21 protein-coding genes are annotated in these 22,723 nt (G+C 49.4%); 13 read left to right on the forward strand and 8 right to left on the reverse strand.

What is annotated here, in order from left to right; all coding sequences use genetic code 11:
- Positions 1–214 precede the first annotated feature (214 nt).
- The 4 genes from AAC022_RS25020 to AAC022_RS25035 all read left to right on the forward strand — a co-directional run bounded on the left by AAC022_RS25020 (position 215) and on the right by AAC022_RS25035 (position 4,028).
- Positions 215–562, forward strand: a complete 348-nt coding sequence (locus AAC022_RS25020; RefSeq protein ID WP_339735643.1) for a glycosyltransferase — start codon at positions 215–217, stop codon at positions 560–562.
- 86 nt (positions 563–648) lie between these two features.
- Positions 649–1,212: a hypothetical protein gene (locus AAC022_RS25025; RefSeq protein WP_339735645.1), complete on the forward strand. Its 564-nt coding sequence runs from the start codon at positions 649–651 to the stop codon at positions 1,210–1,212.
- Between the two features lie 582 nt (positions 1,213–1,794).
- The gene (locus AAC022_RS25030; RefSeq protein WP_339735647.1) at positions 1,795–2,340 is read left to right on the forward strand and encodes a sigma-70 family RNA polymerase sigma factor; all 546 of its coding nucleotides are present in this window, start codon (positions 1,795–1,797) and stop codon (positions 2,338–2,340) included.
- Complete coding sequence (locus AAC022_RS25035; protein WP_339735649.1) at positions 2,340–4,028, forward strand: hypothetical protein; 1,689 nt, start codon at positions 2,340–2,342, stop codon at positions 4,026–4,028. Before AAC022_RS25030 ends, AAC022_RS25035 begins: the two co-directional genes overlap by 1 nt.
- A 391-nt stretch (positions 4,029–4,419) precedes the next feature.
- Here AAC022_RS25035 and AAC022_RS25040 read toward each other — a convergent pair whose 3' ends face one another.
- The 4 genes from AAC022_RS25040 to AAC022_RS25055 all read right to left on the reverse strand — a co-directional run bounded on the left by AAC022_RS25040 (position 4,420) and on the right by AAC022_RS25055 (position 6,748).
- Positions 4,420–5,676 carry a sigma-70 family RNA polymerase sigma factor gene (locus AAC022_RS25040; protein ID WP_339735651.1) on the reverse strand — a complete coding sequence of 419 codons (1,257 nt, stop codon included), beginning with the start codon at positions 5,674–5,676 and terminating at the stop codon, positions 4,420–4,422.
- On the reverse strand, positions 5,673–6,029 hold the full coding sequence (locus tag AAC022_RS25045) for a YciI family protein (protein ID WP_339735653.1): 357 nt from the start codon (positions 6,027–6,029) through the stop codon (positions 5,673–5,675). Before AAC022_RS25045 ends, AAC022_RS25040 begins: the two co-directional genes overlap by 4 nt.
- Before the next feature lie 125 nt (positions 6,030–6,154).
- Positions 6,155–6,511, reverse strand: a complete 357-nt coding sequence (locus AAC022_RS25050) for a YciI family protein (protein ID WP_339735655.1) — start codon at positions 6,509–6,511, stop codon at positions 6,155–6,157.
- A gap of 108 nt (positions 6,512–6,619) precedes the next feature.
- Positions 6,620–6,748 carry a hypothetical protein gene (locus tag AAC022_RS25055; protein ID WP_339735657.1) on the reverse strand — a complete coding sequence of 43 codons (129 nt, stop codon included), beginning with the start codon at positions 6,746–6,748 and terminating at the stop codon, positions 6,620–6,622.
- A gap of 175 nt (positions 6,749–6,923) precedes the next feature.
- Between AAC022_RS25055 and AAC022_RS25060 the strand changes: the two genes are divergently transcribed.
- The 5 genes from AAC022_RS25060 to AAC022_RS25080 all read left to right on the forward strand — a co-directional run bounded on the left by AAC022_RS25060 (position 6,924) and on the right by AAC022_RS25080 (position 13,467).
- Positions 6,924–7,679 carry an acetolactate decarboxylase gene (locus AAC022_RS25060; protein WP_339735659.1) on the forward strand — a complete coding sequence of 252 codons (756 nt, stop codon included), beginning with the start codon at positions 6,924–6,926 and terminating at the stop codon, positions 7,677–7,679.
- 324 nt (positions 7,680–8,003) lie between these two features.
- Positions 8,004–10,745, forward strand: coding sequence for a patatin-like phospholipase family protein (locus tag AAC022_RS25065; protein WP_339735661.1), 2,742 nt, complete (start codon positions 8,004–8,006; stop codon positions 10,743–10,745).
- A 268-nt stretch (positions 10,746–11,013) separates the two neighbouring features.
- A complete protein-coding gene (locus tag AAC022_RS25070) occupies positions 11,014–11,472 on the forward strand; it encodes an Rrf2 family transcriptional regulator (protein ID WP_339735698.1) in 459 nt (152 codons plus the stop codon).
- On the forward strand, positions 11,472–12,167 hold the full coding sequence (locus AAC022_RS25075; RefSeq protein ID WP_339735663.1) for a methyltransferase domain-containing protein: 696 nt from the start codon (positions 11,472–11,474) through the stop codon (positions 12,165–12,167). Before AAC022_RS25070 ends, AAC022_RS25075 begins: the two co-directional genes overlap by 1 nt.
- A 304-nt stretch (positions 12,168–12,471) precedes the next feature.
- A complete protein-coding gene (locus tag AAC022_RS25080; RefSeq protein ID WP_339735665.1) occupies positions 12,472–13,467 on the forward strand; it encodes a hypothetical protein in 996 nt (331 codons plus the stop codon).
- Between the two features lie 175 nt (positions 13,468–13,642).
- On the opposite strand, the gene AAC022_RS25085 is transcribed toward AAC022_RS25080, so the two are convergent.
- Together AAC022_RS25085 and AAC022_RS25090 are read right to left on the reverse strand one after the other, a co-directional pair.
- Positions 13,643–14,875, reverse strand: coding sequence for a cell envelope integrity protein TolA (locus AAC022_RS25085; protein ID WP_339735668.1), 1,233 nt, complete (start codon positions 14,873–14,875; stop codon positions 13,643–13,645).
- 1,247 nt (positions 14,876–16,122) lie between these two features.
- Positions 16,123–17,118 carry a sugar phosphate isomerase/epimerase gene (locus AAC022_RS25090; protein ID WP_339735670.1) on the reverse strand — a complete coding sequence of 332 codons (996 nt, stop codon included), beginning with the start codon at positions 17,116–17,118 and terminating at the stop codon, positions 16,123–16,125.
- A gap of 245 nt (positions 17,119–17,363) precedes the next feature.
- On the opposite strand from AAC022_RS25090, the gene purE reads away from it, so the two are divergent.
- Both purE and AAC022_RS25100 read left to right on the forward strand, forming a co-directional pair.
- Positions 17,364–17,858 carry a 5-(carboxyamino)imidazole ribonucleotide mutase gene (gene purE / locus AAC022_RS25095; RefSeq protein ID WP_339735672.1) on the forward strand — a complete coding sequence of 165 codons (495 nt, stop codon included), beginning with the start codon at positions 17,364–17,366 and terminating at the stop codon, positions 17,856–17,858.
- The gene (locus AAC022_RS25100; protein WP_339735674.1) at positions 17,855–18,994 is read left to right on the forward strand and encodes a 5-(carboxyamino)imidazole ribonucleotide synthase; all 1,140 of its coding nucleotides are present in this window, start codon (positions 17,855–17,857) and stop codon (positions 18,992–18,994) included. The genes purE and AAC022_RS25100 overlap by 4 nt, the downstream gene beginning before the upstream one ends.
- 27 nt (positions 18,995–19,021) lie before the next feature.
- On the opposite strand, the gene AAC022_RS25105 is transcribed toward AAC022_RS25100, so the two are convergent.
- Entirely contained in the window at positions 19,022–19,702 is a 681-nt protein-coding gene (locus tag AAC022_RS25105; RefSeq protein ID WP_339735676.1) for a 7-carboxy-7-deazaguanine synthase QueE, read from the reverse strand.
- A gap of 159 nt (positions 19,703–19,861) precedes the next feature.
- Between AAC022_RS25105 and rph the strand changes: the two genes are divergently transcribed.
- Both rph and AAC022_RS25115 read left to right on the forward strand, forming a co-directional pair.
- Positions 19,862–20,602 carry a ribonuclease PH gene (rph, locus tag AAC022_RS25110; RefSeq protein WP_339735678.1) on the forward strand — a complete coding sequence of 247 codons (741 nt, stop codon included), beginning with the start codon at positions 19,862–19,864 and terminating at the stop codon, positions 20,600–20,602.
- 158 nt (positions 20,603–20,760) lie between these two features.
- Entirely contained in the window at positions 20,761–21,399 is a 639-nt protein-coding gene (locus tag AAC022_RS25115) for a hypothetical protein (RefSeq protein ID WP_339735680.1), read from the forward strand.
- A 450-nt stretch (positions 21,400–21,849) separates the two neighbouring features.
- Here the strand turns inward: AAC022_RS25115 and AAC022_RS25120 are convergent, their stop codons facing one another.
- Positions 21,850–22,257 (reverse strand): globin, encoded by a 408-nt coding sequence (locus tag AAC022_RS25120; protein ID WP_339735682.1) that lies wholly within the window; start codon positions 22,255–22,257, stop codon positions 21,850–21,852.
- Positions 22,258–22,723: the final 466 nt, after the last annotated feature.

Consider the following 22,723-nt stretch of genomic DNA (forward strand, 5'->3'; position numbering starts at 1 on the left):
TCCCAGATCCATCCTTCTTTCAGTATGAATCGTATGACTGAATGGCCTACTCTCGTGTTTTCGATTCCTGGAAACTTTCATTTTCGGAAGCTTTTAGTTGATGATGATCGTAGCCAATTAATTTCATGTTCAGAGTCGTTTCTCCCTCTACCGACCATTACAATCTGATTCAAACTCAATTCAGTTTTGAACGTTTTTTTTGGAGAGATGATTCATGCGGCTCATGATGATTGCCGTGGGGAGTATTGGTGATGTGTTTCCCCTGCTGGGAATTGCGAGGGAAATGCACATGCGAGGGCATGCAGTTCAAGTCATCGCTAATCCCTTCTATGCAAAACATGTTGCGCAGGTCGGAGCGGAGCTACTGCCGATCGGGACGGTTGAAGAGCATCAGCAGATGATGAGCCATCCTGAGATTACCCATCCCCGTAAAGGTTGGGCACTCTGGCTGAAACTGGGTTCTTTGAATTATCTCAAGCAAACGTATCAGTTGATTGAAGAACGCGTTTTTCGGTTCCTGGAACCCTTTTTGATTTGGCGCCCTGTGTTCAGTACAGAATAGTAAGATGAAACTCTACTGGAATATGAAATCCCTGTTCGCAGCTAAACATGAATTAGGGTCTCTATCAATTAAAGAAAGGGGATGAAATGGGTCTATTTGACTTCCTGCGAAAAAAGAAACTGCAAACCGAAGCCGTACCACTGGAGCAGGTTTGCTACGACATCGCCTACTTCCTGCTACCGCAATATGTGTTTCAAGATCTTACCCCCATACTGGAACTCTATGACAAAACTCCTGCAGCAGCTGGACCATTCTGTTACCTCATGGCATGTCAGATCCGAAAAAACGAACCAGACATGGACATCGCCACTACATTCCGCTGGCACCGGGATGCGTTTGAGGATGGTCGCGAATATCTGGCACTGGAATATCCCTCACCGCCGCCCGTTGATCTGGAGGACGCAGATCCAATTGCTCTGTTAGAATCGGGTAAGATGCCGGTGCTGGCCCCTTATTTTTCAGTCGTCCTGCTTAGTGAGAATGCCGAGCCCGAATACTTTATCCTGGGTCAGGCTCCCTTAGGGGAGGGAACTACGGTCCGACAAATCCTGGATGGGGGAATGAACTGCAATCTAGGCCCTGGGCCCACACCGGACCTGGACGCATTTCTAAACGCAATCCGCGAACGATTGTCTAAACGTAAATCTTAATGTTGAAACTTTAGCATCATTTTAAAATTCATGCTTGTTCACGATGTCTAAAGGACTGGTGCGTTCACGGTTGCTGCAGATAGTTTTTCATATCGACCAGCACCCAACCCAGTTCCTGGTCGCTTAGTAACCATGTTCCACTGAAACCTGTTTGTGTCTCCGTGCCATTCGTTCCTGGAACCTTTAATCAACCTGCCCCCGATCCATTCCAAGTTTTCATCGTATTTCAACTGCGATTTCGTATTTTCGACTCTTTTAGATGATCAAAATCACGGCTTTGTGAAAAGTTGCTTTGTCAGTCTCATCTTTTTTTCTTGCAATATAACTAGTCGTATGTATTGTATACGATATCTGAATAGGTGAAAATTCTCATACTAGTGGAGTGTCATTTTAAACTTTGGGTTGATCGATATTAGAGAGTGCGACAACGGAGCACGTAAACAACACCCCCAACCCTCAATTTCTAGCTTGACAAAGCGCTAGGCTAAACATGGGCTATTTCATTTTGATGATCTGAATGTGACATCATCACTAAATGTTTGCATTTCTCGCAGCTTATTTTGAACAGAGTTTCCGACGATTATGTCGAATTCAATATCAACGCTTGATCAAAATACAAAAACGATTTTTACCTCTTTCTTAAGTAAAGATCGCTTAAGGATATTTGGTTACATCCGGGCATTGGTGCCTCATAATTCTGATGCAGAAGATGTTTACCAGCATGTCTGTTTGACTCTCTGGAAAAAATTTGATGACTTCGACCAGAAACGAGACTTCTTTTTCTGGGCCTGTGGAATCGCTTTTTATACTGTTTGTAATCACCGAAGAAGTATCCAGCATGATCGGCATTTTTTCAGTCAAGACCTCATTGAAGCAATGTCTCAGAAACGAGAAGAGCAGTTAAGTAATTACAATATCCGAATTGAGTTTCTCCATGAATGTTTAAGTGGACTGGCCGAAACCGATCAACAACTATTACAAAATGCTTCTTTTGAAAACCAGTCACTGAAAGAAATAGCGAAGGCAGCCAATAGATCGATTCAGACTCTGTATAACCGTCTTTCACTCCTCAGGCGTGAATTGGCGGATTGTATATCTCGTAGGCTCCAAAGTGAGCAGCAGGTATAATGGTAATCCAGGATCTCCCCCCCAAGTTTGAGCAGTTATTGAACCAGCTGTTAAACAGCCAGGAGGGAGAATTCTCTACTTCGGAATTCGAACAGTTCCAAAGCATTCTCTCCACTGATCCCCAGGCGATGCAGCGCTATTTTGAGTACATCGATATCAATTCGGGGATCCAGACTCACATGTCAGAGCGTCTGCAGGCGCTGGAAGAGACTGCCATAGAGGAAACCGCGCAGGAGCCGCAGTTCTACCAGGAGCCCCAGGTAATCAAGGATGTTCCTTCAAGGAGACGGGCGCCTTACCTTAATTACTTCTTCGTTGCCGCCGCTTCGCTGATGATGTTTCTGACACTGGAATGGATAGTTTCAGGCGATTTCCTCTGGAATCAGACATCCGATTCGATCACAAAGAAAAATTTAACGGATCTGCCTTATGTCGCGACACTCACCCGTTCCACAGATTGCGTCTGGGGGGGAGAGTCCCCTCCTGAATTCTCCGGGCAGAGGTTATTAACCAACGAGCTGATTCTGGAACAGGGGGTTGCCGAATTTCGCTTTGATTCCGGAGTCCGCCTGATTATCGAAGGGCCGACCAAAATCAATATGGTGTCGGCCTGCTGTGCGAAGCTGGCTTATGGAAAAACGGTTCTGCACGGATATGAAGCATCACCCGAATTTGCGTTGATCACCCCCTTGCTGACGTTTCATGATATTGGGACAGAATACGGGGCTCGGATTGATAAGGATGGTGAAGTGGATCTGCACGTGTTTGAAGGAGCCGTGCGGGTTGACCCCAATCAGAAGAACGAACAGTTTGCAGAGTCGGTGATTATCAATGCCGGACAAGCCAGGCATCTCAAAGAGACCGCCGTCGATAAGATTCAACTGCAACCGGAACTCTTTAACAGAGAAGTTCCGGGAGCGCCAAAAAACCTACAGGCACTGCAACAGGAGCTGCGAGTCTACGACAGTTTCCATCCCTCTGCGATCAGTGATCCGGAACGTTTGTCTGAATGGCAAAATGCCGGTATCGGCTGGGAAAACCCCTGGCGAAAGCAGATCCATAGCAGGGAGCTTGCCAAAGGTGACAGCCACCCCCGCAAGTCTCTGGCCAGAACAGAACTGACAGAGAACCAGTTGGGTCTGATCGAGCTCCGCAAGGGAAAAAGGGTCTGGCGAACCTTAGAAAAACCGATCCTCATGGATACGAACGCCATTTATTACCTCAGCTTCTACATGCAGAAAATAGACAGTGGACCGGATGTAAGCGGCGAGCAATTCGGCAATCTTTCTCTACAGACATCAGTCGTATTAGAACATCCTCGCAAAATTCTGTTTGGTATGAGTTCTGAAAGTTTCGCCACCCTGCAAGCCGGTATGCAGATCGTTGAAACCGCACCTCCGCTGCAAACCGGAGAAACTTATTTCTTTGTCGCGAAAATTGTTGCCAGTGAAAAAGCGGCTGACCAGGTCTTTCTGCGGACCTTTTCAGAAGCAGAAACCATTCCTGATCGAGAACCCCCTGTCTGGACCTGCGTTACAACCCCGTTTCAGGACTCAAATCAGTTCGACCTGGTTCGAATCCATGTCGCACGCCAGGGTGACTTCCTGTTTGATGAATTACGCATCGGCACCACCTGGGGCTCTGTTATCAATCCTGACCTCCCCAGACTGATACTCGAAAAGAAATAAGACCGCCCGCGCCGCCTGAGTGATCCTGAGATCTGACCGGCCTCAATTCAAACTGCAGTCTTAACACTCACGACTTAATCGCAGTCCGAGACGGGGAGCAGTATTTTAAACCACCAATCTCCCACGTCATTTCCCTCAATAGATTTGATTTCTTATTTATTGTTTTTTTCCCCGTTTTCAACGGTAGGAATTCGTGTTACTTTTACAATCACTTGATGCAGGCAACGTTAAGCAGGCGGAACAACTGGCTCTGAACGGATTCGGGTCATCCATATTGCTAGTCCCTGAACGACAGGGGCCTGAGATGAATTCAGGCCCCTTTTTTTCTACCGCTTCCATGCTTCAGAAGCAAACCGATTCGTGCTGGACTTCGAATCCATTTCTTCTTGCTTCATACCGATTCAGAAAGCCTGCGAAGTTTTCGTTCCAGTAGTTCCTTCTCATGCGGCGCAACCGTTTTGGATAACGCACGCAAGTAGGCATCAATGGCGTCCTGCGTGTTGCCTTCCAATTCATGAATCCGAGCGAACGCACAATCGAGCAGCAGATAATTCTGCATCTCTTCTCGACTCTGTAACGACTGTAATTGCAACAGCGCCTCGCGTGTATCGCCCGCCTGGCCCACAGCGATGGCCCGGTTCAAAGCATAAACGGGCGATTCCCGCAACTGCATCAGACGGCTGTAAAGCAGAACAATCGTGCCCCAATCCGTCTCTGCGACACTGGGAGCAATACAGTGCTGCATCGCGATCGCTGCCTCAAAATGAAACGTCGTGGGCTGATCGATTTTTGATTGCGCCAGCCAACTTTTCGCATTCACCATCAAGCAACGATCCCATTTGGTACGGTCCTGGTCTTCCAACAAGACCACAGCGCCGTCCGCATCCGTTCTCGAGTCAAACCGGGCTGCTTGAAATAACATCAATGCCAACAAAGCCTTCGTTACAGGCGAGGAATAGGCACTTTCGCAAAGCAGATGACACAACCGCGCTGCTTCTTCACAGATGTCGTCACGGATCGGTTCGCTGCCGTGCGAAGTGCTATAACCTTCATTAAACATCAAATAAAGCACATCGTGAACCACGTCCAGCCGTTGCGTCAACTGATCATCGCCCGGAAATTCCAGTGACAGATTTGCTTCCGCTAGAGAATGCTTCGCACGTTGAATGCGTTTTTTCACGGTCTCGTCGGGCAGCAGCAGGCCCCGCGCGATCTCAGAAACACCAAATCCGCACAGTGTTTTCAGTGTCAATGCGATCTGTGTTTTTCGCGCGAGTGAAGGATGACAGCAGACGAAGATCATCCGCAGCAAACTGTCTGGTAGCTGCGCTTCATCCAGCCATTGATCGACAATGGCTTCTTCGTCAGAGATTGATTGACCAGATAGCGCAATCGCTTTTTCATGTATTTTTTCACGGCGCAACACATCCAGAATACGGTTCTTTGCGACACGATGAATCCAGGCGGCAGGCTTATCCGGAACGCCACGCTGTTTCCAGGCATGCACCGCTTCCAGCATCGCCGCCTGAACCATATCTTCGACAAGGTCAAGGCGGCGGATACCAAAGGCACGAGTCAACACTGCAACCAGATTGGCAGACTCGTGCCGAAAGAAGTGCTCGACTAACTGATTTGTCGGCTGCTTCATTCGGTTTGTTTTCCGACATTGGCCAGTTCACGAACCTCGACAGATCCCCCTGATTGAGGCATCGGAGAGCTTTTGGCCAACTCAATCGCGGCCGCCAGATCAGGTGCTTCCACCATCGAATACCCGCCGACGAGCTCTTTCGATTCTGTAAACGGGCCATCGATCACAGACAGGTCCGGATTCACAATCGCACCTTCCGGCTTCAAACCATCACCGCCATCCAGTAACCAGCCGGCCTCGACACCACCCTGGATCCAATCCATCCACACCTGCATCACTTGCTGCATCTCTTCGGGCGTTGCTTGTTCCATGCTTTCATGACCACCACGATAAACAAACATAAATTTCGGCATTTTCTAACTCCTCAGATTAAAAGGTTGATGTTCCGGCGACTGCCCATTAACAGTCGTCTTGCATAAGTCTGACGAATGACGCCGCGCATGCGGGACATCAATCGCAAGAAAATTAATCGGACTGATCATTCACTAAAATTAGCGAATTCGCGGACTTCAATCTTTCCCCCACCTGCGAGCTTCATGGTTTGCTTTGCCAGGTCGCACGCCGCGGCTAAATCAGGAGCCTGGACGATGGTGTATCCCCCCACCAGTTCTTTTGACTCGGTAAACGGGCCATCGATCACTGTCAAATCAGGTTGCACCACGGCGCCGGCACCGCTCAAAGGACTGCCGGGATCGAGCAACCAGCCATCATCGGTCCCCTTTTTAACCCAATCCATCCAGGCCTTCATACCGGCTTGCATTTGTTCGGGTGTCATTTCCGGGCGATTTTCTTCACAGCTTCCACTACTGCGCTGTAGAAACATAAACTTAGGCATCGGATTGTCCTTTTCTGAATTCTTGAATTTCGCTGATGCGAATTGATCGTACACAATAATAACGAACGACCAACAGACCAGGGGACAACTTTTTCCGCGAATTCTTTTCTAGCCATGCGACTGCCGCATTTCGAGCGGGAAACCCTGATCGAACGCGCGTTTGACGGCGTGCCACAGTACTTCCACGACCTCGGCGATAACGACGACATCAACAATCTCAATGAAGTCTGGGCTCATGCTGCGCCGCTGGTTCAGTATTTGAACCGGGTTTGTCGTGAGCGGGTGAGAGGTTAAACAAACTCTAATGAAACCTGTTTTCTTCCGCTATTCTGCAGTAACCTGGCGGCGTATAATGAGATCATTGATATAGCTTGAATGGCACGTTGAATCAGAATATTTGGGAGACCATGAGATGAATCGATCGGCACTTGTCAGCTTTTTCGGATTTTTCGCTGTAATGATCGGCGGCCTTACTGGCGCGATCGCCGAGGAGACAAAACAGCCCCGCTTCGTCCAGTACGGCAAGATGCACGAGGTGATTGGCCAGCAGCAACATCAGGGCCGTGTCAAATTTTCTGAGCTGATTAAGCAGCCCCACTTCTATGGCGTGGGCGCGTTAGAATCGCTGGCAGGTGAGGCGACGATCTTTGATGGTCAGGTCACGCTCACGAAGGTCAAGCCGGATGGTGCGATCAGCCCGCAAAAACTATCCCCAAACACACAGGCCGCCCTGCTGGTGGGCGCGTATGTGAAAAACTGGTCTGAGCACCCGCTGACCAAAACAATCCCATCAGACGACCTCAATTCACTGATCGAACAGACCGCGAAACAGGCGGGGCTAAAAATGAATCAGCCGTTTCTGTTCGTCATTGAAGGCAATTTCAAAGATGTTCGCTTCCACGTGATCAACGGCGCCTGTCCGCTACGCGCCCGAATGCGCAAAGAAGTGCTCCCTGCAGACAAGCGACCTTATGAAGCGGACCTCCCCAAAGTCAGCGGAACACTGGTGGGTGTGTTCGCCAAAGATTCAGCCGGCAACATCACCCACCCCGGCACCTCGGTGCATATGCACCTGCTCTTTAAAGATGCGCGGAGCGGCAAGATGAAAACGGGACATGTTGAGCAAGTGACGATACAGCCAGGAGCGAAGCTGCTGTTGCCTGAGTAAGGCGCTGGATATAGCTTGAGCAAATATCTAATTATAGAATTTCGTGTCTTTCGAAATTTTAGCGGTAGGAAATTGAATCAGAATTAGACTTTTGAGACGGACATTTTAATTTGTCCTCAGCCTGAGCCGTTTTGTCCAAGCAGAATAACCTGTCCCCATCGCCCACCACTACGAGTACAGCGAAACCCCTCCTGACTCTTTGACTCCTAATCAGGGAGAACATAGATAAAATTATAAACAGGCCCTTGCGTTAACATACATTCATGCACCAGAATACTACTATACAAACTGCCTCGTAAACCACATTCAAACCGGTGCACAGTGATGAAAAACAAATTGCAAGGTCGGCTGACTTTACCGGAAAAAGTGCGAGTTGAAGAACAAGATTACATTAACCAACGACGGAACGCCGCTCAATTAGAGAATCAAGAGCTATCACCGCCCGTCGGGTTAGCGCTTTCAGGAGGAGGAATCCGTTCGGCTACGTTTGCTCTTGGTGTTCTTCAGAAATTTGCGAAACATAATAGTCTGCGGCTGGTGGACTATATGACAACAGTTTCTGGCGGCGGTTACATTGGCTCTTGCATCTCATCTTTGATGTCAAGTCCTCAACCAGACACGCCTTCCGATGTGGATGACACGAGCATCGATCAAAGTGCCTTTTCCAACTTCAACCTTTCAGACAACTTTCCGCTGGTGCGTGCCGATCAGATGCACCATTTACGAAAACATGGCAATTTTCTCATTCTGCGAGAAGGCGTGTTTCGAAAAGATGTCTTGCGCGCGGTGGGATTATTTCTAGTCGGCATTATATCAACTTTTTTTCTGTTAGCGCTGCCTTTACTAACCATCGTTGGTCTTTCGATTGCTTATATTTCCTGGGTGGGTGAGATACCTCTGACTACCAAGAAACTAACTTGTATTCCATGGTCTTCCTGGAGTGATGCGCTGGCAGTCAATAGTCATCATTTTTGTGTATTACTTTGGGGGTTTCTCATTGGGATCACGCTGACCTATTTGATAACGCTCATTCATTCCCGCTGGAAGCATCCAGGCGGCAACTTGGGTGAAACAGACGAAGATCTCGTTGAGAGAACCTGTTTGACACGCGTTTTCGTTGCCTACTATTTTGTTGCCGGAATCTTACTCACGTATCTCATTTCAATAAATCTACCACCACCCCAAACCTATTTTACGCTTTCTAACTTTCTGGTTCCCGTATTCTTCAGCCTGGGTAATGTTGCAGGAGCAGTATTTTTTTATTCGGTCATCCTTAGCAAGTTTAGAAAATTATGGACACTCAAACGCCGCTCACTTTCAGGAGCAACAATCGCGATCATGTTTAATGCCACGGTTCTGTTCTTCTTTCTGGCTTTTGTCGCCCTCTGTATTTGGGCAGTATTAGGAAAACATCTAGGACCAAAAGGATTAGACATTTATGATGCAACAGAAACTCCGCCAGGCATGTTTTTTCTTATTTTAAGTGCACTTTCATTCATTACCACGCGGCTATTTGCTTTGCGAGGAAAAGCCCCCAAATCAAACAGTGGCCCTCTTGCTATCCTCGCGTCAAAACTCCCTCTTCTGACTCTACAAATTGCGGTCCCACTGTTTCTCTTCTGTACTTTTATGGTCTGTATTGAATGGGTGATCAACTATGGCCACATCAGCACCCCCGAAGTAGGGCTCTGCCTTGCCGTCATTAGCGCAATCGTGTTACTCGCCGCAGGCTATATCATTGACGTAAATCGGCTGAGCATTCACTACTTTTATCGAGACCGGCTTACAGAAACCTATCTCCAGACTGAACGACACGAATCGGGAGAACTAAAATTGATTCGCGAAGACAGCGATATGACCATCGGAGAATTAAACCCTTCCGACAACGATAAAAAAAATCCGTTCCCCTATCACATTATCTTATGTGCATTGAATCTCGCAGGTTCGCGTGACCTGGCACGACGCACACGGAAATCAGACCACTTCATTTTCTCACGTAAATACTGTGGCTCCAGTTCGACAGGCTATGTCCCCACCAATGTCTATCGAAGGGGGACCACAAAACTGGCAACGGCAATGGCAATTTCCGGGGCAGCGGCTTCAAGTAACATGGGATTTCAAACATCCTTTGCAAGGGCATTTGCGATGACCCTGTTTAATGTGCGGCTCGGTTATTGGTTGGTAAACCCACGAGTTTATGATCGGGAATGTGATGAAACGACTCAGGAAGAAGTTATCCAATTCCCGGTTCAAAAGAAGCCAAAAACAAAATGGATTGATGAAAACTGGAAACATAAGCGACTTCCGTTTTGTCCAAAAGCACTTGAAAAGCGCACTTGGTGGCCTTGGTTTCTTCGCGCAGAAATGATGAGCGACACAAACAGCCAAAGTCGATTCGTTAATTTATCAGATGGAGGACATACCGGCGATAACATTGGTCTCTATCCTCTGTTTCAAAGGCGCTGTCAATTAATCATCGCCAGCGATGCCGAATGCGACCCAGGCTATAGCTTTAGCTCTTTGATCAATGTGATCAATCAGATCTACATTGATGAAAACGTGGAGGTCGAAATTGATATTACCAAACTACGCCCTGATCAGGATAGCGGTCCTGGTAAAGCCCACTTTTTGATTGGAAAAATCAATTACCCCGAAGACCCGGATCGAAACGATAAAGATGCTGAGCCTTCAACCGGTTGGTTAATCTATCTGAAGTCGTCGCTCATCCACAACTATTATCAAAGCACACGCAATGAAGCACACCACCAGCATAATGACCTAAAACATGAGCCGCCCGCCGTTCAAAGCTACGCCATCCATCATAAAGATTTCCCGCATGAGACTACAGCCGATCAATTTTTTGATGATGATCAGTTTGAAGCCTATCGCGCACTCGGTTTCCACGTCGCTGCATCCATGCTTGATTCGTTCGAAAACTGGCGTAAAAAAGAGCCCCCAGAGAAAACAGAACCTGAGTCAGCGGCAACCGTAGAAGAGTTCGTCAAATGGTGTGAATCTCAGTTTCATAAACCAACCAAGGTGCCCCAAGGGGAACACAAACATTAAAGTGAGAATATAGATAGATATCAGGTCCATTTCTTTTAAACTTGTCACTTTTTAATTTAGCAAAGATAGAAACCAACTCCTTCGCGGCAAGATGAAAACGGGACATGTTGAGCAAGTGACGATACAGCCAGGAGCGAAGCTGCTGTTGCCTGAGTAAGGCGCTGGATAAAGCTTGAACAAATATCTAATTTGAGGCTCCTGAAACCTTTGTTTGTCCTCTTCGGGTAAAACCTTGACGACCGCGAATTCACGTAATACTATAAGTTACATGAAACGCGACAGCAAATTATCCGGTGTACTGCACATCCTGCTCCACATGGCTGAGCAGACGATTCCCATCACTTCCGCAGACCTGTCCCAGATGCTTGCCACGAATGCCGTCGTCATTCGGCGAATCATGGCAGGCCTCCGACAGCAGGGATACGTGCAATCTGAAAAGGGACATGGCGGCGGATGGACTCTGTCGTGCGACCTATCGAAGATTACACTACGGGATATTTATGCTGCGCTGGGCAGCCCTTCGCTGCTCGCCATTGGCAATCGCACTGAAGCGCCTGGCTGCCTGGTGGAACAAGCCGTGAATGCGACCCTGCAACAGACGTTTCATGATGCGGAGGAGCTGCTGCTCTCTCGCTTTGGTGAAATCACACTGTCCATGCTGAGCGCCGACTATCAAGCGCGCCTCAGCGCTCGTGGCAATTCTCCTCAATGTGGCGGAGCAAGTTAATGTCCCTTAACCCAACTGAACCCACTGCCCCGTTCTCCGATGCGCGCGTTGTCGCGCGCTATGCCGAAGGTCCGCCACGTATGGTTCCCGGGTTCGCTGACATGCAACGCATGACGACGCTCCTGCTAGCGGAACGCGTCCCAGAGAAAGGTCGCGTGCTTGTCGTAGGGGCAGGAGGCGGATTGGAGTTGAAGGTCTTTGCGCAGGCGCACCCGAGTTGGACCTTCGATGGAGTCGACCCGGCCGCGGAAATGATCAAGCTTGCCAAACAGACTTTGGGACCACTCGCGTCGCGCGTCCGGTTACATCAGGGTGACGTTGACGTCGCTCCGGAAGGCCCCTTCGATGCGGCGACTTGCCTCTTAACCATGCACTTCATAGCACCAGCAGAGCGGCGACGGGTGGCAGCCGAAATTCACCGCCGACTGCGCCCCGGCTCGCCTTTCGTCATCGTCCACATGAGTGTTCCACAGCATGCAGGAGAGCGATCCCGATGGCTTTCGCGCTACGCATCCTTCGCCGTGAGTTCCGGAGTCGACCCGCAGAATGCGGAGACGGCCCGCGCTGCAATCGATTCGCAGTTACACATCCTCACCCCCGAGCAAGACGAAGCAATCTTGCGCGAAGCAGGATTCTCAAACGTCAGCCTGTTTTACGCCGGCTTCACATTCCGCGGCTGGGTGGCCTACGCTTGATGCGCCATAGGTAGTGTCGATAGTAATTCGGGCAAAGCTATTTTTGGTTCCTGGACCCTTTATTTTTCCAGTGCGATTAGTAAATAACACCTGAATGTAATGCGTGTTTTTATTAGAACTTGTCCAAAAATCGCAAAACCACTAAACTTTAGTCACTCGTTCAAATGAATGATCTGCTATCGATACAGTACTTTTAAACAGCCACGATTTTCTGACAGTGGACAATATTCGAAGTTTCAAGATGGATTCTAGAGGCCCCAACAAATTGACTTCGCAAACTCGATCGGTCCAAATTAAGATGCCGATGATTTACATTTTCGGATTCATTGCCATCATGCTCTCTCCGCTTTCAATAAGTTGGGGCCAGCCGTGGAACAACGATCTTCGTCCGACTCAGATCATTCCTGAAAATAAAGAGACTTCTAATAAAACATCGCCCGTTGCTGAGGGAAGTTCTGCACCAACCCTGCCACCTAAAGTCAAATATATTAAGTATTCTCAGGCCAAGGTTCCTGGCGGAGACTCTGTACCCACGAAGTCAATTGATGATCTTCCGCCAGAGAAAAGAAAGCAGTTCGATCAGGCTTACAAAAATTGGAAATCCACCCTGAAAATGGAACGTGAACTGCAGCTTCAAATTCTGGAAGAGGATCAACTCCTTGGAACCGCTGTCAATAAACTCAATGGTGAATTATCAACGAGAGAAGCTCAGATTAAACAAGAGATAGGTAAATTGCCCTCCGGCTGGAACACAATTCTCCAACCAAAGAATTCTCCAGAGAGACTGCGATGGGTGATTGCGTTCCATCGAGCCAATCTGGGCAAGGTGTACCAGGAATTAGCAGAAGCTGAGTTATTTCGACCGTTGCTTGCCTGGTGGGCCCAATTAGTCTTCACTGATGAGAATCTGAAATCATTTGTTTTTAAGGCAGACCTCAAAGATTCGATTCTTGAGGATCATAAACACGATTCGACTCTCACCAACGAAGAATATTTAAACACTCTCTTAGCGATGTATAAACGGCATAGTAATCGTCATGTAGAAGAGTTGCATTCTGCACAAAAAGACTTACAAGTTCCAGCTGAGTTGCCGAAGTTGCTGATTGATTTAAGCCGAATCCATGTGCAGCATCTGATTTGCTCCACATACAAACGGCTGAGTATTCAACCACCTGAGCTGGGTGTTGCCAAACAGAATATTAAACAAGCCTCTCAAACGCTAACACTGATATGGCCTCAATGGCATCTCTATCACCAAAAAGAATCACATAAGCAACTTGCAAGAGAAATACGAGAGTGAGAGAGACACACGCATGATGTGCTGCTCACACGCGTCATCTCCATCAGGTGGATCGACGCGATATAAAAACAACAACCTTTCAACCTGTGATTCCCATCACAAAGACATTCAAATGATAATCACGCCCCATTTTAAGATTCCTGGAAACTTTGTTTGTTTTTATTTGCTTTGAAAATTATGGTTCCTGTTCAAGAACCTCGATCACATTACCATTCAGGTCTACCTTTGCCTTTATCCGGCTTAAGACAAGCGCACCGAATCCATTCTTGCCGCGAAATGTTGTCTGAACGATTAAGTGGTCCGTCCTGTCCCAGTACACCGTTTTTGCATGGTCATACGACGAAGGGTCATTCATTGATTCTTTAATCCATTCAGTCAGGCCTCGGTGTGAACCATCCCACGAACTAAATCCTTCCTTGATTTTTTTCGCACGAGCGTTCTTGAGTTTTACGATCGCTTCGGCTGCTTCTCGGGCTTTGCGTTCTTCCATTGCTTTTTTGGCGGCTATCGCAGCAAGTCTCTGTTGCTCAATCCGTTCTTGTTCGCGTTTTTTACGCTCAGCCACAATGTCTTCTACATGTGCTTTGGTGAGGATGGCAATACGAGTGTCAAGTTCTTGATACCCTGAAATGAATTGCTGCGGCATGATCCCGTTTTTTTGTAACGCTTGAAACTCTTTGTCTGAGAGTTTCATTAGTAAATCGCGATTATGCTTTGGGTCTGTTGCATTTAAAATGTGATCGTCGAGTTTCTTAACGTAAGACACACTACTTGCGTGCGGTATGGAAAGAGCCGTTAAAACGATTTCTCTTCCCTTGTCAACTTTACCTGCTTTTATTAATCCTGTAGCTTCTAAGACCAAAGACTTGACTTGAGCGTCTGCTATCCGAGTGCGAAGTTCCTGGATTGGTTGAAAGTTTGTCGCGTTCGGAATGTTACTGGCTGAATCAAGGGTCTCTTCCACTTTTGCAATGTTTTTGTATTGCCAATAAAGTTCGGCGGTCTTTACAACAGAGACAACTCTCTCATTTGCTTTTTTTGTTAAACGTTCAAGTTCAACTTTTCTTGCCGCTTCCTCTGCGGACTTCTCTTCGGCTACTCTTGTCGCTTCTGCTATGCGACTAGACCCAATCAAACTAGCAGAGAATAATATTATTCCAATAAACGCAAACACCCCCAATTTGAGTTTAGTTCGCCAACCATTGTCTTCATCAATGTGTAGCAACCGGCGAACATGTTGTTTAATGACTGGAATGAATGTGGTGACACATAGGATCAATAAGATCTGCCCTAACCATGCGGATGGTTTGGGGAACGATTGAGAGGTGAGCAGTGCCAATAGGATGAGAATGGAAAACCCAATCAGATACTTTCGCCCGTTTGATTCTCTGATATCACGGTCAATCATAACCGGGAATTTAGTGACGGGAGCAGTCGAAGTAAGTGACTCTTGAATTCCGCTTTGGATCGTTGGTACTTGAACTGCATGGCTACAATTTTTGCACGCTCCCACTTTACCTGCAGAACTTTCGGGAACCCTTATTGCGTAGTTACAATGGGGACAATTGAAGTAAATCACGGCCCGTATCTTTCAATAAAGCGTGCCTGCTTTATTTTTCTGGTAGTCGCACTACCAATAGCCTACCAAATACTCACTTGTGCTCAACAGTTACATGGGAATTCAAGCTCTAATTTCTTTGATAATTTGCTTAGTGTGGGCAGAATTTGGTGCTAGATCCGAATGGCCTCACATAATTTATTTGTAGAATTTACGTAGATATCGAATAATCGATTAGAGTCTACCGCATAATGAAGTCTATTCCCCTCCTGCTCAACCCATCAGCTTCACAATTTTCATCTCGGGGTGTGAGTGGAGACGGGGTAAAATTGATCTTCGTTTTCGTGGTCTGTCAAAACGGCGGCTAGTGCCGCGCCGCTCAGGGTGGGGTTGGTTTTGTTTTCTTGGGGTGTTTTTTGATGGGTGAGATTTCACTGGCGGGCGGACACATCGGTCCTCGTTATTAGGGATTGGATGGTGACTTCACATTCCTGTTGGGACAAGGCACATCTGTTACCAGAAACAACACACAATGGGTAGGCCCGAATGTAATTCGGGCCGAGCGCAGCGAGCAGGAAACCCTCGGGGTACATGTTCGATTCAGCACAAGCTCATTCTGGGCAGTGACTGCACTCTGTTCAAGAAGGCACCGCGAGGTGGCACACGGGATGATTGATCCGGTTTGTGTGATGTTTTCCGAACGGTTTCGCTGGTTCCTTTGCAATCCTAATACGGGACTGAATGTCGCGAGGCGGGCGGACACATGGGTCCGCACCCTACTTTTTTTCTGGATCGAATTCTGGTTCTGAAACGGGTCGGTTTCTCTGCCACTTCCTGTTGCCTGCGGCAATCCCGAATTGCATTCGGGACCACCCCGCCCTTTACTCTGCTTTTCGTGTACTTTCGTGTTTTTCGTGGTAGTAAAAAAATGGGGAGCTCTCTCATCACTGTTGGGCAAGCCAACAGGTGGCACCCGCCGAACAGTATTGGGACGAGCCAAACACTACCACCCGCCGATTTCACTCTGCGCATGCAAACAGGGAGAACGTTGGGCGCTCTCCCTGTTTGTTTTGACAGATCTAACCGAAGCTCTGTTTTCAGTCTCCGAAGGCGCCGTCGAAGGCGATGTCGGAGGGTGAGAAGTCGACGTTCTTGACGAACTGGCAGGCTTCGCGGGCACCTTGATCGCGGTTCATGCCCATGTCTTCCCATTCGATGGAGAGCGGGCCGCTGTAACCGATGTCGTTCAAGGCACGGATGATTTCTTCGAACCGTACGCCGCCTCGTCCGACGCTGCGGAAGTCCCAGCCGCGACGTTGATCGCCGAACGGCAGGTGGCTCGTCAGAATTCCCGTACGACCATTCAGCGTCACCGAAGCATCTTTCATGTGAGCATGATAAATACGATCGGGGAAGTAACGAATGAACTCAACAGGATCAACGCCCTGCCAGATCAAATGGCTGGGGTCGAAGTTGAAGCCGAACTCTTCGCGATTGTCGAGGGCTTTCAAAGAAGCTTCTGCGGAATAAATGTCGAAGGCGATTTCCGTGGGATGGACTTCGAGGGCGAACTTGATGCCGCATTCCTGGAAGACATCCAGAATCGGATTCCAGCGGTCAGCGAGCAGTTGATAGCCGGCGTCAATCATCGTCCGTGGTGTGGGTGGGAAATCATAGAGCAGATGCCAGATGCTGGAACCGGTGAAACCGTTGACCACACTGACGCCGAGCTTCTGTGCGGCGCGGGCCGTGTTCTTCATTTCTTCGATGGCACGGTCGTTCACGCCGGCGGGATCTCCGTCGCCCCAGATATATTCGGGCAGGATGGCTTTGTGTCGTTCGTCGATGGTATCGAGGACGGCCTGGCCGACGAGGTGATTGGAAATCGAGAACAACTGCAGGTCGTATTTTTCGAGCAGTTCCCGTTTGCGGTTACAATAGGTATCGTCGGAGAGGGCCTTGTCGACTTCGAAATGGTCTCCCCAGCAGGCAAGTTCCAGGCCATCATAGCCGAATTCCTGTGCTTTCTTACACATCTCTTCCAGCGGGAGGTCGGCCCATTGTCCGGTGAATAATGTTACGGGGCGTGCCATAAGAAGATCCTTTCATATTGTCACATCTGGGAATGATTAAATCGTCCCTCACACTAGACCAGAGCCCCCGGAAAGTCAAACGAACACGCACTTGTCGGGAGCAGCCTGCAAAAAAAGGGGATGGCAGACTCCTATCAGGTAAGCAAATTGATTATTATCGGGATCACATCCAACCGGAATAACACAATTTTGCTAAGAAATCGCCGCCCTGCGGTGCCAATCGCCTTGAACAGGAAAGTTCCATTATGTCAGACAAGAGTCCCCCGCTGGTGGGCGTGATCATGGGAAGTCAATCCGACTGGGATACGATGAAAGAGGCGGCTGCCATTCTGGAACAGTTTGGCGTGGCGCATGAGTGCCGCGTGGTTTCGGCGCATCGCACCCCCGACTGGATGAACGAATACGCCAAGGAGGCGGAAGCACGGGGGCTGGAAGTGATCATCGCGGGTGCAGGCGGAGCCGCCCATCTGCCGGGTATGGTCGCCGCGCAGACAGTGTTGCCCGTGCTAGGAGTGCCGGTCAAGAGTCGGGCGCTGCAGGGGCTCGACTCGCTATTGTCGATCGTACAGATGCCGGGAGGCGTGCCGGTGGGGACGCTGGCGATTGGAGAAGCGGGAGCGAAGAACGCGGCACTGCTGGCGATTCGTATTCTGGGTAACTCCCGCCCCGAACTGCGGAAACAGATGCACGCTTTCTGTAAAAATCAGACCGACACTGTATTGGAAAATTCTGAATTATGAGTGAGTTGATCGCCCCCGGTGCAACGCTGGGCATGCTAGGCAGCGGCCAGTTGGGTCGGATGTTTGCCATTGAAGCCCGCCGCCTGGGTTATAACGTGCACGTGTTCTCGCCCGAGTCGCAAACGCCCACGGGTCAAGTCGCGGATCTCGAAGTCTGTGGCGAGTATGACGACCTTGACGCCGTCGCAAATTTCGCAAAAAAGGTAGATGTGATTTCTTTCGAGTTTGAAAACGTGCTTTCCGAAACGACAGAGACCGCATCCAAATACGCGCCGGTACGACCTGGTGCGAATGTGTTGCACGTCGCGCAGAACCGAATTCGGGAGAAGTCGGAATTGCGAGACGCCGGGATTCCGGTGACGCCGTTCGCGGTGGTGCGATCATTGGACGAGTTGAAAGCGGCAATTGCTGAGCTGGGTACTCCCGCTGTGTTGAAGTCGGCGACGTCCGGCTATGACGGCAAGGGGCAGGTGAAGATTGATTCTCCCGACGAAGCGGAAGCCGCGTGGAAGGAAGTTGGGGCGGACGAAACGGTTCTCGAAGCGTTTATTGATTATACGTGCGAAATTTCGGTCGTTGGTGTGCGTGGACTGGACGGCGAGTTCGCGTATTACGGGCCGATGAAGAATGACCATGCGAATCATATTCTTGATATTTCGGTCTTTCCCTCTGGTCTGGGAGACGCGGTCAACAAAGAAGCGGTCGACATCACACGGGCCGTGTTTGAGCATCTGGATGTGGTCGGCGTCTTGTGCGTTGAGTTCTTTCTGACCGGCGATCAGCGGTTGATGATTAACGAAATCGCGCCGCGGCCTCATAATTCAGGCCACCTGACGATCGACGGGCATGTGACGTGTCAGTTCGAACAACAAGTGCGAGCGATCTGCGGGCTGCCTTTGGGATCGACGGAATCACTGAAGCCGGCGGCGATGGCGAATCTGCTCGGCGATCACTGGGAAGCGGGGCCGCCTGACTGGAGTGCGTTACGAAATTTTCCCGATGTCAAAGTGCATCTGTACGGCAAACAGGAATCGCGGGTTGGTCGCAAGATGGGGCACTTGACGGTGCTGGCTGAAACATCAGAAGCGGCGGTCGAACGGATTCAGCAGGCGCGGGCAGCGATCTTTCACGGCTGAATTATTTGCCCGGTTTATATACCCAGATTATTTGCCGCGGACGTTGCCCCAGAGTTCGATGTGCATCCGCCGTGTGACCTGACAGCCAAGTTGTTCGGCGATCTCTTCGATCCAAGGCATGCGTTCGGCCAGCATCTCAGCGGTGATGCCTTGCGGCATGAGGTACACATTTTCGCGGTTGATTTCGGGGTAGCGGATTAGATAATCCTCAATCTCTTTGATGTCTTCCCGTTGATCGACGACGAATTTAATCTGATAAGGATGGCGTTTGATCAATTCATGAATGACGGTTGGCTGATCGCGTCGGGCATCATGGCGATGCGCCCAGTCGGGATCTTTGACGGGAATCGAGTTCGAAAGCTTGGGACTGATCGACATCAGGTCGACGTGGACATCCGCCAGAATCGTGCCCGCGGTTTCGATGGTGATGACCTTGCCGGCGGTATGCAGCCGCAGCGTGAGCGATTCGATTTCGTGGCTCAGCATCGGCTCGCCGCCGGTGACGACGACGTGTTCACAATCGTACTGCTCGATGTGTTCCATGATCGCATCGACCGACATCTTGTCGCCCTCCGGGTTCCAGGAGGTGTAAGGCGTGTCACAGAACCAGCAACGCAGATTGCAGCCACTGGTGCGAATAAAAATCGAGGGGACCCCGATCCATTTGCCTTCGCCTTGCGGTGAATGAAAGATTTCTGAGATCAGCACGAAAACGGTTCCTGAAATGAGTGAGAACGAACAATGAGACTCATCTTAATAGAAAGCGGCGGTGGTTGCATTGAAATGTACGGTCAAAGCGTGGTAACTTTGACGAAAATTTGAAATCACATCGATAACGATTAGACTCTTCAGAATTTAGGACAGCCCATGCGCCACGATTCCCGCCAGAACGATCAACTTCGCCCCATCAAAGTCGAACGGGGATACACCAAAGCCACCCCGGGCAGCATCCTGATTTCCGCCGGCGATACGGTGGTGCTGTGTACGGCCAGTCTGGATGACAGCGTTCCCCCCTGGAAGAAATTCGACGAAACCCCGAGCGGCTGGGTGACAGCGGAATACAACATGTTGCCCGGCAGTACGTCTCCTCGGAAACGCAGAAAACCAGACGGACGTTCGAGCGAGATTCAACGACTGATCGGCCGCTGCTTAAGAGCCGTTGTCGATTTCGGTGCCTTGGGACCACGCACGATTACGGTGGACTGTGATGTACTGCAGGCCGACGGCGGTACGCGGACATTGAGTATCACCGGCGGTTTTCTGGCGCTGCTGGACACAGTATTGGCGATTCCGGAAACATGCCAACTGGCCGAAGGGGAAATCTTCGATCCGAAAAAAGTATTTTCAGACAGTGTGGCTGCAGTAAGTGTGGGTGTGGTGAATGGTGAACCGGTGCTGGACCTGGATTATATTGAAGACAGTACCGCCGGCGTGGATATGAATGTCGTGATGACGGGCAGTGGCGACTTCGTTGAAGTCCAGGGAACGGCGGAAGGCCAGACCTTCAATCGGAGTATGCTGGACGCACAGCTGGAACTGGCGACATTGGGAATCAAACAACTGACTGAGATTCAACGAGAGTGCTTCGGAGCCGACTGGCCGTTATGAGGGTGACCGGGAATCGTTTTTTACTACCACGAAAAGCACGAAATCACACGAAAAGGATTGATCCTTTTTGAAACATTTCACGTTAGAACCAAATAGAGAAAGCGACGATAGTCTATTCAACGATCCCCAGTCACTGATTCCCTAAGTTAGGAAGGCCGATGCTGTTAACGCTTGGTAAGCTGCTCGCGAAGAGTTACGGTCTCTTGTTGACGATGGCGGTCGGCGGTCTTGTTTGTGCGAACCTGTTTGGATTTGGGACCTTTCTCGTTCATGAAATCACTTCCGACAGTCAACATGCTCCCTCTACGGAACCGTTCCGGTGGTGGATGCACTGTGGCTGGATCGTGGGTGTCGGACTGGCTCTCGTCGGCGCGGTGATCCAAAAACGAGCCTCAATAAAAAAGTCTGTAGACAAACAGGCTGAGCATCAGGATGAGCCGGAAGAACGGACGACGAAGGAAACAGGGAACGGGAAAACGGTCGGGAAACGGAGCAGTCTTTTCTCTTCCATCGCATTTTTCGGTTTCGCCGGTGGATTCCTGGGTTTGATGCTGGGAGGCTCTTTGTTGTTGTTCTGGTTTTCGATCGCATATAGCCCGTTTACTCCCGCAGGCTGGGCTGCTTCGATCTCTGTTGAACAGAGACATAAAACCGGTTCAGGACAAAGAAAAGATGCGATGACGACGAAAAACCCGGTGGCCCTGTATGCGTTTGGAATTCCGATTGCTCTGGGGGTGACTACTGGGGCGCTAATCGGCGGAATTGGTGCCGCGATGGGGAAGGTGGAAGATGGGTAACGATTTTTTACGACCACGAAAATTCACGGAATACATTGGAGTTGATGCTCCCGCATTTAATTAACTTATCGGGTAACCCCGAATGGAATTCGGAGTTGTCGAAGACAACAGGAAGTGGCAGAGAACCCAAGTGATCTCCTCACAACGGAACGAACAAATAAAGGTAGGGTGCGGACCCATGTGTCCGCCCGCCTGGCGAGATTCAATCAGGGATCACGAAAGCAAAGGAGCCAGCGATAACTTTCGCAGGTCCTCACACAAATCACGTCGATACAGCGGGTAGACACATGGGTCTACCCCTACTTTTCCTGTTGATCCTGTTGATTGAAATATTTCCAAATCACTGTTGGCAAGCCAACAGTGCCACAGACTACCGTGATCTCTTTTATGTTTTTACTTCCACGAAAACACGAAATGAATGCGGGCGGGCTGATTCATTAAACCGAGTCTTCAATATCGTTTGACCATATAGCTGATGACATAGCCGAGGGTCGTGCGCCAGGTATTCTCTACTGTTTCGTTCCACTCTTCGTCGAACTCTTGAACCGTTTCGATGACTGCTTTCAACCAGATATCATAAAGTGGTGGCTCGATACTCAGATGGTCTCGATCGTGTGTCCTGGCGCGCTCGCGCAGTTCTTTCAGTGCCTCGGAATCGCCGGAGGTGGCGCCGGCTGCTAAGCGGAGCGAACGCAGCAACATTTTGTTTTGCTGCTCAAAATTGGTATGTCGGAATTTATGACGGATTTCCTCAGACGTTGACAGAAACCGATCATAAAACGCGGGAATAAAGTTCTCATTTTCCATACACCGGTCAAGGCTGTTTAGAAACTGATCTTTCGGCGTTATAATTTCCATAGGTATTCCACTTGGAACAGGATGATTCATCGCGAGCTAACATGTCACTGTACTATCAGTTTTCACTGTGGAAAGCAATATGGCGAAATGAAACTTCCGATGCACCATTTGATTTGAGGCTGGAGCTGAGTAGTGACGCAGGTTATTCTTCCAACCGATTCCAACGGGCCTTGCGTGATGAGATTTGAAAGGCGTGCCCTGCCTCGTGATCGATGAGGTGGAAGATCGCCCATTCGGGCGTGGTCTCGTAATCCCGACAATTCACAGGACAACGTAAGCGAAGCCATTCTTCGAGGTCCATTTTTTGAAAAACCGAGAGTCTGATTTCCCGCGTCGCATTGAGCCGCTGGAGAGAATTGATGGGGCATCCCGGTCACATGACTGCCTTTGCCGTGTTCGTCAGCCATCGGAATGGGTAGCAGGTCGCTGACCTCGAACGGGATGGATCGTAAAATACTGAACCCAA

Source organism: uncultured Gimesia sp. (assembly GCF_963976445.1).
In the GTDB taxonomy this organism is placed as follows: domain Bacteria; phylum Planctomycetota; class Planctomycetia; order Planctomycetales; family Planctomycetaceae; genus Gimesia.